General features: G+C 62.2%; 12 protein-coding genes. 11 read left to right on the forward strand and 1 reads right to left on the reverse strand.

All coding sequences use genetic code 11. From position 1 onward, the window contains the following. The first annotated feature begins 27 nt into the window (after nt 1-27). Genes CUV01_RS07765 through CUV01_RS07780 form a run of 4 tightly spaced genes read left to right on the forward strand, consistent with a single transcriptional unit; the run spans nt 28 to nt 4,892 of the window. Nucleotides 28-1,026, forward strand: a complete 999-nt coding sequence (locus tag CUV01_RS07765; RefSeq protein ID WP_101459968.1) for a Gfo/Idh/MocA family protein — start codon at nt 28-30, stop codon at nt 1,024-1,026. Beyond that, nucleotides 1,026-2,597: an acyl CoA:acetate/3-ketoacid CoA transferase gene (locus tag CUV01_RS07770; RefSeq protein WP_101459969.1), complete on the forward strand. Its 1,572-nt coding sequence runs from the start codon at nt 1,026-1,028 to the stop codon at nt 2,595-2,597. The genes CUV01_RS07765 and CUV01_RS07770 overlap by 1 nt, the downstream gene beginning before the upstream one ends. Beyond that, entirely contained in the window at nt 2,594-3,364 is a 771-nt protein-coding gene (locus tag CUV01_RS07775) for an enoyl-CoA hydratase/isomerase family protein (RefSeq protein WP_101459970.1), read from the forward strand. Before CUV01_RS07770 ends, CUV01_RS07775 begins: the two co-directional genes overlap by 4 nt. Nucleotides 3,365-3,368: 4 nt before the next feature. After that, nucleotides 3,369-4,892, forward strand: coding sequence for an aldehyde dehydrogenase family protein (locus tag CUV01_RS07780; RefSeq protein ID WP_101459971.1), 1,524 nt, complete (start codon nt 3,369-3,371; stop codon nt 4,890-4,892). Nucleotides 4,893-4,906: 14 nt separating this feature from the next. On the opposite strand, the gene CUV01_RS07785 is transcribed toward CUV01_RS07780, so the two are convergent. Next, the gene (locus CUV01_RS07785; protein WP_101459972.1) at nt 4,907-5,929 is read right to left on the reverse strand and encodes a LacI family transcriptional regulator; all 1,023 of its coding nucleotides are present in this window, start codon (nt 5,927-5,929) and stop codon (nt 4,907-4,909) included. A gap of 220 nt (nt 5,930-6,149) precedes the next feature. On the opposite strand from CUV01_RS07785, the gene CUV01_RS07790 reads away from it, so the two are divergent. The 7 genes from CUV01_RS07790 to CUV01_RS07820 all read left to right on the forward strand — a co-directional run bounded on the left by CUV01_RS07790 (nt 6,150) and on the right by CUV01_RS07820 (nt 14,268). Continuing rightward, nucleotides 6,150-7,406, forward strand: coding sequence for an ABC transporter substrate-binding protein (locus tag CUV01_RS07790; protein ID WP_101459973.1), 1,257 nt, complete (start codon nt 6,150-6,152; stop codon nt 7,404-7,406). Between the two features lie 108 nt (nt 7,407-7,514). After that, a complete protein-coding gene (locus tag CUV01_RS07795; protein ID WP_101459974.1) occupies nt 7,515-8,417 on the forward strand; it encodes a carbohydrate ABC transporter permease in 903 nt (300 codons plus the stop codon). Continuing rightward, nucleotides 8,417-9,298: a carbohydrate ABC transporter permease gene (locus CUV01_RS07800; RefSeq protein ID WP_101459975.1), complete on the forward strand. Its 882-nt coding sequence runs from the start codon at nt 8,417-8,419 to the stop codon at nt 9,296-9,298. The genes CUV01_RS07795 and CUV01_RS07800 overlap by 1 nt, the downstream gene beginning before the upstream one ends. A gap of 4 nt (nt 9,299-9,302) precedes the next feature. After that, nucleotides 9,303-10,421 (forward strand): ABC transporter ATP-binding protein, encoded by a 1,119-nt coding sequence (locus tag CUV01_RS07805; RefSeq protein WP_101459976.1) that lies wholly within the window; start codon nt 9,303-9,305, stop codon nt 10,419-10,421. Next, nucleotides 10,421-11,911, forward strand: a complete 1,491-nt coding sequence (locus CUV01_RS07810) for an FAD-dependent oxidoreductase (protein WP_101459977.1) — start codon at nt 10,421-10,423, stop codon at nt 11,909-11,911. Before CUV01_RS07805 ends, CUV01_RS07810 begins: the two co-directional genes overlap by 1 nt. Further along, a complete protein-coding gene (locus CUV01_RS07815) occupies nt 11,908-12,666 on the forward strand; it encodes a 3-ketoacyl-ACP reductase (RefSeq protein ID WP_101459978.1) in 759 nt (252 codons plus the stop codon). The genes CUV01_RS07810 and CUV01_RS07815 overlap by 4 nt, the downstream gene beginning before the upstream one ends. A gap of 6 nt (nt 12,667-12,672) precedes the next feature. Continuing rightward, complete coding sequence (locus CUV01_RS07820) at nt 12,673-14,268, forward strand: GMC family oxidoreductase (RefSeq protein ID WP_101459979.1); 1,596 nt, start codon at nt 12,673-12,675, stop codon at nt 14,266-14,268. Nucleotides 14,269-14,270 lie beyond the last annotated feature (2 nt).

Below are 14,270 nucleotides of genomic sequence, written 5' to 3' on the forward strand. Positions count from 1 at the left end.
AAAGCGATCTGTCTGAAAGGAGCTGCGATGCGTTGGGGATTGATTGGGGCCAGCAATATCGCGGCGGATCACATGATCGGGGCCTTGCGCGCGGGTGGCGGCACGATGCATTCAGTGCTGAGCTCCAGCGCGGATCGTGCGCGCGACTATGCAGCCAGGCATGGGGTCGAGAGCGCCTGTTCCGATCTGGACCAGATGCTGGACGATCCAGATCTGGACGCGGTCTATATCTCGACGACGAATGAAAAGCACTTTGCGCAGGCCATGGCGGCGATCAAGGCCGGCAAGCATGTGCTGTGCGAAAAACCTCTGGCCATGAGCGTGTCCGATGCCGTGACCATGGTCCGCGCCGCTGAACAGGCCGGGCTGGTCTTTGCCACCAATCATCATCTGCGCAATGCCGGCAGCCATCTGGCGATCCGTGATCTGGTGCAATCGGGGCGTTTGGGTGAGGTGCTGAGCCTTCGGGTGTTCCACGCTGTCTATTTGCCGCCACATCTGCAGGGCTGGCGCGTCGACAATCCGGCGGCTGGCGGCGGCGTGATACCAGATATCACTGTGCATGACGCCGATACGGTCCGCTTTCATCTGGGCGAAGACCCTGTATCGGTGGTCGCGATGGCGACGCAATCAGGTCTGGGCAAAGGGGTCGAGGACAGCGTGATGTCGGTCTGGCAAATGCCCTCGGGTACGCAGGTTCAGGCGCATGAAAGCTTTACCCATCGTTTCGCCGGCTCTGGCGTCGAGATCCACGGCACCAAGGGATCGGTCATCGCGCGCAATGTGATGACCCAGCAGCCCGTTGGCCAGATCGAGTTGCGCATCGAAGGCGGGGTCGAGGCGATCGAATTCTCGGACCACAACCTTTATGAGCGCGCGGTCGGGCTGTTTGCCGATGCGGTCGCCGGCAAGGGTCGCCCTGCTGCGGATGGGCGCGACGGCATCTGCTCGCTGGCCATCGCCATGGCCGTGGCCGAGGCAGCCCGCAGCGGTCGCCGCACCGACGTTGATTATGGTGGCATCTGATGACCAGGATCGTCAGCGCAGCCGAGGCGGTATCCCGGATCAAGGACAATGCGGTGGTGACCGTTTCATCCTCATCGGCGCTTGGGTGCCCTGATGCGGTCCTCAAGGCGCTTGGGGAACGGTTTGATGCCGAGGGCCATCCCCGCGACCTGACCACGCTGCATCCGATTGCGGCGGGCGATATGTACGGCGTCAAAGGTGTCGATCACATCGCCAGGGACGGGCTGCTAAAACGGATCTTGGGCGGGTCCTACCCGTCTGGTTCGTCGAACCTGCCAATGCCCGAAATCTGGAAGATGATCGTTGAGGACCGGGTGCTGGCCTATAACGTGCCCTCAGGGATCATGTTCGACATGCACCGCGATGTGGCAGCCCGGCGGCCCGGTGTGCTGACCCGCGTGGGGCTGGATACCTTTGTCGATCCGATCCGGCAGGGCTGCGCGATGAATGATGTGGCGGCGGCTGCGCCCATTGTCCACCGGCAGGAGTTCGGCGGCCAGACATGGTTGCACTTTCCCAATATCGTGCCTGATGTCGCGATCATCCGGGCGACCACGGCGGACGAGCATGGCAACCTGACCTATGAACATGAGGGCGCCTATCTGGGGGGGCTGGATCAGGCCATCGCCACCCGCAACCATGGCGGGCTGATCATCGCGCAGGTCAAGCGCGTGACGGCGGCGGGCAGCTTGCGTCCCCACGATGTGCATGTACCGGGCCATCTGGTCGATCTGATCGTGGTCGCGCCGGATCAATGGCAAACGACCGAAACGCCCTATGACCCCGCCATCAGTGGCGAGGTGATGCGCCCTTGGGACAGTTTTTCTCTGGCGGAACACGGCGTCGAAAAGGTCATCGCCCGCCGCGCCGCGATGGAACTGCGCCGGGGTCAGACGGCCAATCTGGGTTTCGGTATCTCAGCCATGGTGCCGCGCATCCTGCTGGAGGCAGGTGAACCGCAGGCGGTAACATGGGCCATCGAACAGGGCGCGGTGGGCGGCATGCCCCTGACCGGATTTGCTTTTGGCTGCGCCTCGAACGCTTACGGCTATGTGCCCTCGCCCAATCAGTTCAGCTATTTTCAGGGCGGCGGCTTTGACATGTCCTTTCTGTCCTTCCTCGAAGTGGACCGTCAGGGCAATGTGAACGTCTCCAAACTCGGCAAGAAACCCTATCTGACCGCCGGCTGTGGCGGCTTTGTCGATATCACCGCCAATGCCCGCAAGATCGTCTTTTCCGGCTTTTTCGAGGCCGCTGCGCAGTTTGACCTCAGCGACGATGCGCTGCGCATCGCCAAGCCGGGCAAGTTCACCAAGATGGTGGACGAGGTCGAGCATGTCACCTTTTCGGGCGCCCGCGCGGTCGAGACGGGGCAGGACGTGCTGTATATCACCGAGCGCTGCGTGATCCGGCTGACCGCGCAGGGTCTGGTCGCGACCGAGATCATGCCGGGGATAGACCCGCAGCGCGATATCATCACGGCATCGCAGGGCCGGGTCGGCCTGGCCGAAAACGCTACGGTGATGCCGAAATCACTGCTGGCCGAAGCCCCGATGGAGTTGCCTCTATGACAGGAACCATTCACCTGACCGCCGAGGGCGGGATTGCCACGCTGCGGCTGGACAACCCGGCCAAGCTGAATGCCTTTACGCCCGACATGCTGTTGCAACTGGCCACCCATTGCGACGCGCTGGATCGCGATCCGGGCGTTCGTGCGGTGCTGCTGGTGGCGGAAGGCGATCGCGCCTTTTGTGCCGGGGCTGACATCAAGGCATGGGCGCCGCTGTCCGCCGCCGATTTCGCCCGCGACTGGGTCCGCGACGGGCACCGCATCTATGACCGGCTGGCGCGTCTGTCCAAACCCACAATCGCGGTTTTGCAGGGCCATGCCTTTGGCGGCGGGCTGGAACTGGCCGCTGCCTGCGACATCCGGGTGATGGCGCCGGGTGCAACGCTGGCCTTGCCGGAAACGCAGGTCGGGATCGTTCCCGGCTGGTCCGGCACGCAGCGGCTGGCGCGGCTGCTGCCAGAGCCGGTTTTGAAGGAAATGGCGCTGTTCGGGCGGCGTCTTTCGGCGGATCGCGCATTGGCATTGGGATTTGTCGCCGAGGTGGCGGACGCGCCGCTGCAGGTGGCCCGGCAGATTGCAGAGGGGCTGCAGGCAGCATCACCGCGCGCCACCGAGGTTGCGAAATACATGATCCATGCCGCCGTGGGTGAGGATCGCGATGCCATGATCGATGCGCTTGGCAGTGGCATGATTTCGGCCAGCGACGACAAGGCCGAAGGCGTCGCGGCCTTTGCCGAAAAACGCAAACCCGCCTTTCCGGGAAACTGAGACCATGAATGATTTCACCCTTATCTCTGCCAGCGACAGCAGCCTGTCGGATCACGCATTTATCGGCCGTCATCTGATTGCCGGTGCGTGGCGCGACAGCGCAGATGGCGCGACCTTTGATCGGTCCTCGCCCTCGCATGGTGCACTGATCAGCCGGTCGGCCAAGGGTGGCGAGGCCGAAACCCTGGCCGCCATCGCTGCGGCGCGCCGTGCCTTTGACGCTGGCGATTGGGCGTTCAGCAGCGGCAAGGCGCGCGCCACCTTGCTGAACCGCGTTGCCGATCTGATCGACCTCGAACGTGAACGCATCGCGCGGATCGAGGTGCTGGAATCGGGTAAACCCATCGCGCAGGCCCGCGCGGAAATCGAAGGTGCCGCCGATATATGGCGTTATGCCGCGGCGCTGGCGCGCACCATTCATGGCGACAGTCACAACAGTCTGGGCGCTGATATGCTGGGGCTGGTGCTGAAGGAACCCATCGGCGTTGCTGCGATGATCACGCCCTGGAACTTCCCCTTCCTGATTGTCAGCCAGAAACTGCCCTTTGCGTTGGCGGCCGGTTGTACAGCGGTGGTCAAGCCCTCGGAACTGACGCCCTCGACCACGGTAATCCTTGGCGAATTGCTGATCGAGGCCGGCTTGCCCGATGGGGTTTGCAACATCGTGCTGGGTTATGGCGATCCGGTGGGCACCATCCTGTCGACCCATCCGGATGTGGATATGGTCAGCTTTACCGGCTCGACCGGGGTGGGCAAACGCATCGTTGCAGCAGCGGCGGGGACGCTGAAAAAGGTCTCGCTAGAGTTGGGCGGCAAGAACCCGCAGGTGATCTTTCCCGATGCCGATCTGGACGCGGCGGCGGATGCGATCACCTTTGGCGTCCATTTCAACGCGGGTGAATGCTGCAATTCCGGCAGCCGGATCATCGTGCACGAAGATGTGGCGCAGGTGCTGACCGACAAGGTCGTGGCGCTGTCGCGCAAGGTGCCCTTTGGCGATCCGCTGGATGATCGCACACAAGTGGGCGCGATCATTTCGGATCAGCATATGGCCAAGATCTACGGCTATGTCCGGGATGCGCAGGCGGCAGGCGCGCAGGTCGTGCTGGGCGGCGGGGAACTGACGGTGCCCGGTCTGGACGGGCGGTTTTATCAGCCAACGGTCGTGGCGGGCGTGACACCCGAGATGGCCATTGCCCGCGAAGAGGTGTTCGGCCCGGTCCTGTCGGTGCTGACATTTCGGACCGAGGAACAGGCGATCGCGCTGGCCAATGATGCCGCCTATGGCCTGTCCGCTGGCGTCTGGAGCCGCGACGTCCACACCTGCCTGACCTTTGCGCGCCGGCTGCGCGCGGGCACGGTCTGGACGAATACCTGGATGGACGGCTTTTCCGAACTGCCATTCGGCGGCGTCAAGGAAAGCGGACTGGGCCGCGAACTGGGCCGCTATGGCATCGAGGAATATCTGGAACTGAAAACCGTGCAGATGCGGGTCGCGCGCGGACGTGCGAACTGGGTCGCCGGATGAACGTGGCGTTGACCCTAGCGCGCGATAAACTGCGGCTGATGCAGCACTTGCAGCCGCGCCGGGTCCTCGCCGGCCATAGAACGCAGCAACACCTCGCCCATGTCGCGCCCGGTCTGACGCAGATCCTCGGCAAAGATGTCGATGCGCGGGCGCAGCAGGTCGAACACGTCGCTGGCCTGTTTGGCCACCACGTCGATGTCCTGCCCGACGCGCAGCCCGCAATCCTGAATCGCCGCCAGCGCCGTCATCGCCGCGATCTCGCCCACACAGATGATGCCATCGGGCCGATCAGATTGCGCCAGCCGCGCCTTGAGCCAGCCAAGGGTCTGGTCCTGCGGGCTGTCCAGCGTGATATCGTCCGGCATTTCAATGCTGACCCCCGCCGCACGCGCAGCCGCAACTGCACCCCAACGCAGGTGATGGGCAAAGGAATATTTCTCGCCCGGCAGAATGATCAGCATCCGACGCCGGCCCTTGTCCAGCAACCGCTCGACTGCAAGCCGGGCAAAGGCCTCGTTGTCGTAATCCACGAAAGGATGTGGGCTCGTGAACTGGGTGCGGCCGTGGCACACAAAGGGAAAGCCCTGTTCGGTCAGATACCGGACGCGGGGGTCGAAAGGTTCGGTCCGGTTAAAGATTACGCCATCACCCAACCGCCCATCGACGATCTGGCGCACGCCGGTCAGCCGGTCGCGATCCAGAATGTCGGGAAAAAGCGTGACGGAATAGCCGGTGCCGGACAGCACCTCGGACAGTCCGCCGATCATCTCATGGGTAAAGCTGAGAAATTCGTGATCCAGGTTCAGCAGGATCTGGATCACCTTGGTCCGTCCGGTGCGCAGCCTTTGTGCCGCGCGGTCGGGAACATAGCCCAGACGCAGGGCGGTTTCGGTGACCAGCGTGCGCGTGGACTGTGCGATGCGTGGATCATTGGACAAGGCGCGCGAGACCGTTGTGACGGCCAGTCCGGTTTCGCCTGCGATGGTGCGCAAGGTCACGCGGCTGCGCGCCTGAGAAGTGGCAGGTGTATCGGGCAATGCGGGCCTCGGGTTGACTGTCGGTCCGAGGTTACGACAAGAATGTGTAACGATACAACAAATATTCCTCGCTGCAGCGCAGAGAAAGAGTGCATTGATTTTGCTATGAAATCATACAGAGTTCGGGATGCGAATTTTTGGTTGACGCAGAGGGTGTTTATAACGTTTTAATTGCTCATTCCCCGCAAAGTGGGGACGCAAGATAACCGGGAGGAAAAAGATGAAAATCTTCAGAGGGGTCGGAGTATCGGCCATGGCTTTGAGCTTGGCGATGACTGCTGCTGCCAAGGCCGAAGACGTCGAAGTGCTGCACTGGTGGACCGCGGGTGGCGAGGCTGCCGCGCTGAATGTGCTGAAAGAGAATCTGGCCGGGCAGGATATCGGCTGGCTGGATATGCCGGTTGCCGGCGGTGGCGGCGAGGCCGCGATGACCGCGCTGCGCGCCCGTGTGACGGCAGGCGATGCGCCCACAGCCGTGCAGATGCTGGGCTTTGACATTCTGGACTGGGCGGATCAGGGCGATGTCCTGGCCAACCTCAACGACGTGGCTGCGGAAGAGAACTGGGATTCCGTCATCCCTGCGGCCATCCAGAAATTCAGCAAGCCCGGTGACGCATGGATCGCAGCACCGGTGAACGTGCACTCGACCAACTGGGTTTGGGCCAACAAGGCGGTTCTGGACGAGTTGGGCATTGCCGAGCCGACCACCTGGGATGAATTCATCGCTGCGCTGCAGGCCGCGAAGGATGCCGGCAAGGTCGCGCTGGCCCATGGCGGTCAGCCCTGGCAGGAAGCCACCATTTTCGACAGCGTTGTGCTGGCGACGGGTGGTCCCGAATTCTATCAGGCGTCGATGATCGACCTCGACCCAGAGGCTCTGGGCGGCGAACAGATGGTTCAGGCCTTCGACAAGATGGCGCAACTGCGTGGTTTTGTGGATGACAACTTCTCGGGCCGCGACTGGAACCTCGCCTCTGCCATGGTCATCAATGGCGAAGCTGCGTTTCAGATCATGGGTGACTGGGCCAAGGGCGAATTCATCAACGCTGACAAGGTTCCGGGCACCGATTTTCTGTGTTTCCGGGTGCCGGGCACCGAGGGCAACGTGACCTTCAACAGCGACCAGTTCGTCATGTTCCAGCAGGATGACGAGGCCGCAACCGCTGCGCAGAACGCAATGGCTTCGGCAATCGAATCGCCCGAATTCCAGATCGCCTTCAACAAGGTGAAGGGCTCGGTTCCCGCGCGGACGGACGTGCCAAGCGACGAGTTCGATGACTGTGCCAAGAAGGGGATGGAGCAACTGGCCGCCGCCTCCGAGGCCGGCACGCTGCTGGGCTCGATGGGTCATGGCCACGCCAACCCGGCTGCTGTGAAAAACGCGATGTATGACGTCATCACCGCGCATTTCAACGGCGAATATGACAGCGCCACTGCCGCCGAAGAGATGGTGAACGCCGTCGAGGCCGCTCAGTAAGACAAGACAGGGCAGGATTGCGACGCGATCCTGCCCGTCATTTCGGCTTGATCAGGGCCGTCCCGCGTAATGACGCGGGGCGTTGCCCGACCCAGGGGGAGGGGCGTCATGGCGACTGCATATCAAACCAGCGATACCGATCTGCGCACCAAGTTACAGGACTGGTTGCCCAAGATCGTCCTGTCGCCATCCGTCGCGGCAGTGATGATCTTCGTGTATGGCTTCATTGCGTATACGATCTACCTGTCATTCACCGACAGCAAGATGCTGCCCAGCCACGACTGGGTGGGTTTCGAAAACTACGCCACTCTGTTCGGTCTGTCCGCCTGGTCGACCGCGCTGGTCAACCTGGCGATCTTTGCCAGCCTCTATATCATCATCAGCATGGCCATCGGGCTGACGCTGGCGATTTTTCTGGATCAAAAGATCCGGGGCGAGGGGCTGTTGCGCCCGATCTATCTGTATCCGATGGCGCTGTCCTTCATCGTGACCGGTACGGCGTGGAAGTGGTTTCTGGACCCCGGCATCGGTCTGGAGCACACCATGCACTTATGGGGCTGGGAGAGCTTTGAGTTCGGCTGGATCAAGGATCGCAACATGGCGATCTATACGCTGGTCATTGCAGCCGTCTGGCAATCATCCGGCTTTGTGATGGCGATGTTTCTGGCGGGGCTGCGCGGCATCGACAACGAGATGCTGAAGGCGGCCCAGATCGACGGTGCATCCAACTGGCAGCTTTACCGGCGGATCGTCATTCCGCTGCTGCGCCCGGCCTTCATGTCGGCCTTTGTCATTCTCGCCCATCTGGCGATCAAGTCCTATGACCTGGTGATCGCCCTGACCGGCGGTGGTCCGGGTCGCGCGACCGAACTGCCCGCGACCTTCATGTATTCCTATACGTTCACCCGCAATCAGATGGGGGTCGGCGCGTCCAGCGCGGTCATCATGCTGATGGGCGTGGCGGCGGTCATGGTGCCCTACATCTACTCTGAACTGAAGGAGAAGAAGTGATGGCCGCCGAAACACAGGACTCGGCCGTCCGCACCGGCCGCATTTCCCGGACCTTCATCTACGTGGTCCTGATCTTCTTTGCGCTGTTCTATCTGCTGCCGTTCTTCATCATGCTGATCAACAGCCTGAAGCCCCTGCCCGAGATTACGGCGGGCAACATGATGGCGCTGCCGCAGGAACCGACGCTTGCCCCCTGGGGCTCGGCCTGGTCCACCGCCCAGATCGGGGTCGAGGCAACGGGGCTAAAGCCCTATTTCCTGAATTCGATCCTGATGGTCGTGCCGGCAGTGGCGATTTCGACCGTTCTGGGGGCATTGAACGGCTATATCCTGACCAAATGGCGCTTTCGCGGCGATACGATCCTGTTCGGGCTGATGCTGTTTTCCTGCTTTATCCCGTTCCAGATCGTGCTGATCCCGATGGCGCGCATTCTGGGCATACTCGGGCTGGCCGGGTCGGTGCAGGGGCTGATCCTGGTGCATGTTGTCTATGGCATCGGCTTTGCGACACTATATTTCCGCAACTATTACGCCGCATTCCCGACCGAGCTGGTCAAGTCCGCCATGATCGACGGCGCCGGGTTCTTTCGCATCTTCTGGCGGATCATGATGCCTGTTTCTGGTCCGATCGCGGTGGTCTGCATCATCTGGCAGTTCACCAATATCTGGAACGACTTCCTGTTCGGTGTGTCCTTCGGCGGGCTGAATGCACAGCCCGTCACCGTGGCGCTGAACAATCTGGTTCAGTCCTCGACCGGGGTAAAAGAATACAATGTCCATTTCGCGGCCGCCATTCTGGCCGCGTTGCCCACGCTTCTCGTCTATATCGTCGCTGGCCGCTATTTCGTGCGCGGTTTGATGGCGGGCTCAGTAAAAGGGTGATGCAATGAGCTTTCTCGACATCGACAATGTCACGAAATCATATGGTGCCGTCGAGGTGCTGCACCGTGTGGATATCGACGTGCAAGAGGGTGAATTCCTTGTGCTGGTCGGGCCTTCGGGCTGCGGCAAGTCCACCTTGCTGAACATGATCGCCGGGCTGGAGAACATCACCGGCGGCAATATCTCGATCAACGGCCGGGTGGTAAACGACGTTCACCCCTCCAAGCGCAACATCGCCATGGTGTTCCAAAGCTATGCGCTTTACCCGAACATGACCGTCGGTCAGAACATGACCTTCGGCATGGAGATGCACGGCATTCCCAAGCCAGAGCGGGAAAAGAAGCTGGCCGATGTCGCCAAGCTGCTGCAGATCGAACAGCTGCTGGCGCGCAAACCGGGCCAGCTATCGGGCGGTCAACGGCAGCGCGTGGCGATGGGTCGGGCGCTGGTGCGCGATCCCGATGTGTTCCTGTTTGACGAGCCGCTGTCCAATCTGGACGCCAAGCTGCGCGTCGACATGCGGACCGAGATCAAGAAGCTGCACCAGAAGCTGGGCACCACCATCGTCTATGTGACCCATGACCAGATCGAGGCGCTGACCCTGTCCACGCGGATTGCCGTGATGAACAAGGGTTACGTGCAGCAATTGGGCACGCCCAAGGAAATCTATGACAACCCGGCGAATATGTTCGTGGCCAGCTTCATGGGCAGCCCGTCAATGAACCTGCTGCCCGTCAAGCTGGTCGAGGATAACGGCGCGCTGGCGGCAGAACTGACCGATGCCAACGGCACCGCCATGCGGCTGCGCCTGTCGCAAAACGGTGCGGGGCTGCGGCGCTATCTGGATGACAAGGTGATGTTGGGTATCCGTCCCGAGGCAATCACCGATGCCGAGGGCGCGGATCGGCGCGCGCAAAACCTGCAAGCACTGCCGAACGAGGTTTCGGTGACCGAGCCTGCAGGCTCCGACACATTTGTCACCATGACCCTGTCGGGCAAGGACTGCATCGCCCGCATGCGCGCCGACGCAGAGGCGCGACCGGGCGAGCGGTTCGAATTCACGGTAAACATGGACAAGGCGGTGCTCTTCGATCTGAAAACGGAAGAGCGGATCGACATCTGATGCAGCCCGATGTGATCGTCATCGGGTCGGGCATGGGCGGGGCGACGGTTGCCGCCTCACTTGCGCAATCTGGCCGCCGGGTGCTGATCCTGGAGCGGGGCGAACGGCTGACCGATACCCCGCAGGCCCGCGATCCGGTGGCGATTTTTCGTGATGACCATTTTCGCCCGGACGAAGAATGGCTGGACGGTCAGGGCCGGCCGTTCAATCCGGGCAATTACTACTATGTCGGCGGCAATACCAAGTTCTATGGCGCGGTCCTGCTGCGCTATCGCGCAGAGGATTTCCGACCGATCTCCCATCTTGGCGGGACCACGCCCGGCTGGCCTGTCAGCTATGACGATTACGAGCCGTGGTACAGTCGCGCCGAGGCGATGTTTCAGGTGCGCGGCGCCCTGGGTGAGGACCCGACCGAGCCTCCGCATTCGGGCGCCTATCCGTACCCGCCGGTCCCAGATGAACCCGAGATCGCCGATCTGCGCCACCGTTTGAGGGTGGCGGGGCTGCACCCCAGCAGCCTGCCGCTCGGCGTGGATATCGACCGCTGGCTGAGCCGCGCAAAGACACCCTGGGACGCCTTTCCCGATACCACAGGCGGCAAAATGGATGCCGAGACAGTTTCGCTTGCCCTCGCGTTGGAACGTTCTAATGTCGAGATTATGACAGGTGCATACGTTGAAAAGCTGATTGCGGATGACGATGGGCGCATCTCTGGTGCCGTTGTCAGTCATGACGGCATGACCGAAGTGATCAGCGCGCCGGTGGTCGTGCTGGCGGCGGGTTCGGTGAACAGCGCAGCCATTCTGCTCAGATCCGCGGATGCGGCGCGGCCTTCGGGTCTGGCCAACGGCTCGGATCAGGTCGGGCGGAATTTCATGAACCACAATTGCTCTGCCGTGCTGGCGATCCATCCAACGCGCCGGAACCGCAGCATTTATCAGAAAACCCTTCAGGTGAACGATTTCTACCTGTCAGGCGGGCCGGATGATCGCCCGTTGGGCAATATTCAACTGCTGGGGCGGGTATCGCGCCCGATTCTGGCGGCGACCAGCGGTCTGCCGGGCTGGCTGGCCGGGCTGATCGCGGATCGGGCCATCGACTTTTATGCCATGTCTGAGGATCTGCCTGCACCCGACAGCCGCGTCAGCCTGCGCGGGGGACAAATCGTGCTGGACTGGAAGCGGTCGAACTGGGCGGCGCATCAGGCTCTGGTTGCGCGGCTAAAGCAGGCATTGCGGCGCGCAGGCTTTCCGATCGTCCTGTCCAGGGCCTTTGACAGGCGCACACCATCGCACCAGTGCGGCACGACGCGGATGGGCAACGACCCCGCGACCAGCGTGGTCGATCCCTGGGGCCGCAGCCACGATCACCCCAATCTGTTCATCGCCGATGCAAGCGTGCTGCCCACCTCGGCTGCGGTTAACCCGGCGCTAACTGTTGCGGCCCATGCTCTGCGTGTCGGGAATCGTATTGCGAAAGGAACGACATGAAACCTGTCGCCTTGATCACCGGCGGTCAGCAGGGCATCGGGCTGGGCATCGCCCACGCCCTGCGCGACGACGGCTTTGCGCTTGCCATCGTATCCGAACGGCCCGCCGATGATCCGGTGGTGGTGGCGGCGATGGAGCAACTGGGCGCGGATGCCCGCTATCTGCAACATGACCTTGCGCGGATCGAGGGCGTCCCAGCCCTGCTGGATCAGGTGCAGGACAGGCTTGGTCCCGTCGCCAGCCTGATCCAGAACGCGGGTGTGCCCGCGCGCATTCGCGGCGATATGCTGGAGGTCCAGCCCGAGAACTTTGATTTCACGCTGGATATCAACCTGCGCGGCACTTTCTTTCTGGCGCAAGAGGTGGCGCGACGGATGATCGCGGCGCCCTCCGAGGCATATCGCTCGTTGGTTTTCGTCACCTCGGTCAGTGCCCGCAGCGTCTCGGTCGAGCGGGCGGAATACTGTATTTCCAAGGCAGGCGCGGCGATGATCGCACAGCTTTTCGCGGTACGGCTGGCAGCTGCGGGGATCGGGGTTTTCGATCTGAGACCGGGCATCATCCGCACGCCGATGACTGAAGGTGCAGCGGGCAAATACACAGGACTGATCCAGGGCGGGCTGGTTCCCGCAAAACGTTGGGGCGAGGCGTCGGATATCGCGCAGATCGTGGTGCCGCTGGTGCAGGGACGCATGGCGTTCGCCACCGGCGCGGTGATTCCCGTGGATGGCGGCCTGTCCATCCCAAGACTGTGAGACGAGATGGCTGACGATTACGATTTCATCATCATTGGCGGGGGCAGCGCGGGTTGCGTGCTTGCCGCGCGCCTGTCAGAGCAGCCGGAAAATCGCGTGCTTCTGCTGGAGGCGGGCGGCCGTGACCGGCACCCTTTCTACAAGATGCCTGCCGGCTTTGCGAAGATGACCAAGGGCATTGGCAGCTGGGGCTGGCAGACCGTTCCACAGCGCCACATGAAGGACATGGTGATCCGCTTTACACAGGCGCGGGTCTTGGGCGGCGGCTCGTCGATCAATGCCCAGATCTACACGCGTGGCAACGCGTTGGATTATGATGAATGGCGGCAAATGGGCTGCGAGGGCTGGTCCAATGATGACGTGCTGCCCTATTTCCGGCGTTCTGAGGATAACGACAGCTTTGCCGATCAATATCATGGTCAGGGTGGCCCTCTGGGTGTGTCCAGGCCGGCCGCACCCTTGCCCATCTGCGAGGCCTATTTCCGCGCGGCCGCACAACTGGGCATTCCCTTCAACGCTGACATGACCGGCGCCTCGCAGGATGGCGTCGGCCATTACCAACTGACGCAGCGCAATGCGCGGCGGTCCTCGGCATCGGTGGCGTTTCTGGATCCGGCGCGCGGACGGCCCAACCTGACGGTGCAATCGGGTGCGCAGGTCTTGCGGATCATTGTGCAGGACGGGCGCGCGACAGGCGTAGAGGTGACGACGCGGGGCGGAACCCACATCATCCATGCCAGTACCGAGGTCATCCTGTCATCAGGTGCCATCGGTTCGCCGCGTTTGCTGATGCTGTCGGGCATCGGCCCGGCGGATCACTTGCGCGATCTGGGTCTGCCGGTGGTCTGCGATCAGCCCGAGGTCGGCTCGAACCTGCAAGACCATCTGGATCTGTTCGTCATTGCCGAATGCAGCGGCCCACATACCTATGACCGCTATGCGAAACCGCTGTGGTCTGCGGTCGCGGGTCTGCAATATCTGCTGACACGCAAGGGGCCGGCGGCGTCATCGCTGTTTGAAACGGGCGGTTTCTGGTACGCGGAAGAGGGCGCACGTTCGCCCGATATCCAGTTCCATCTGGGCCTTGGCTCTGGCATCGAGGCCGGCGTCGCGGCGATGCCGGATGGTGGCGTCACGCTGAATTCGGCCTATCTGCGGCCACGTTCGCGCGGCACCGTGCGGCTGGCCAGCGCCGATCCACTGGCCGCGCCGTTGATCGATCCGAATTACTGGGCCGATCCTCATGATCGCGAAATGTCGATCAGGGGCCTGAAACTGGCGCAACAGATCATGCGACAGGACGCGCTGGCTGATATGGTCAGGCAAGAGGTCCTGCCGGGCCCCGATATACAGACCGATCAGGACTATTTCGATTATGCCTGCCGCAACGCCAAGACCGATCACCACCCGGCGGGAACATGCCGCATGGGCGCCGACGATGCCTCGGTTCTGGATCCCCGCCTTCGCTTTCGCGGGATCGAGGGGCTGCGCGTCGTCGATGCGTCCGTCATGCCCCGACTGGTCTCATCCAACACCAACGCGCCCACGATCATGATTGCCGAAAAGGCTGCCGACATGATCCGCGCCGACAACGGAGCCTGAAC

Source organism: Paracoccus tegillarcae, from assembly GCF_002847305.1.
Lineage (GTDB): Bacteria > Pseudomonadota > Alphaproteobacteria > Rhodobacterales > Rhodobacteraceae > Paracoccus > Paracoccus tegillarcae.

Coding starts and splice junctions, on each gene's coding strand:
- CUV01_RS07765 (WP_101459968.1), top strand. CDS start 28: ATGCGTTGGGGATTGATTGGGGCCAGCAATATCGCGGCGGATCACATG.
- CUV01_RS07770 (WP_101459969.1), top strand. CDS start 1,026: ATGACCAGGATCGTCAGCGCAGCCGAGGCGGTATCCCGGATCAAGGAC.
- CUV01_RS07775 (WP_101459970.1), top strand. CDS start 2,594: ATGACAGGAACCATTCACCTGACCGCCGAGGGCGGGATTGCCACGCTG.
- CUV01_RS07780 (WP_101459971.1), top strand. CDS start 3,369: ATGAATGATTTCACCCTTATCTCTGCCAGCGACAGCAGCCTGTCGGAT.
- CUV01_RS07790 (WP_101459973.1), top strand. CDS start 6,150: ATGAAAATCTTCAGAGGGGTCGGAGTATCGGCCATGGCTTTGAGCTTG.
- CUV01_RS07795 (WP_101459974.1), top strand. CDS start 7,515: ATGGCGACTGCATATCAAACCAGCGATACCGATCTGCGCACCAAGTTA.
- CUV01_RS07800 (WP_101459975.1), top strand. CDS start 8,417: ATGGCCGCCGAAACACAGGACTCGGCCGTCCGCACCGGCCGCATTTCC.
- CUV01_RS07805 (WP_101459976.1), top strand. CDS start 9,303: ATGAGCTTTCTCGACATCGACAATGTCACGAAATCATATGGTGCCGTC.
- CUV01_RS07810 (WP_101459977.1), top strand. CDS start 10,421: ATGCAGCCCGATGTGATCGTCATCGGGTCGGGCATGGGCGGGGCGACG.
- CUV01_RS07815 (WP_101459978.1), top strand. CDS start 11,908: ATGAAACCTGTCGCCTTGATCACCGGCGGTCAGCAGGGCATCGGGCTG.
- CUV01_RS07820 (WP_101459979.1), top strand. CDS start 12,673: ATGGCTGACGATTACGATTTCATCATCATTGGCGGGGGCAGCGCGGGT.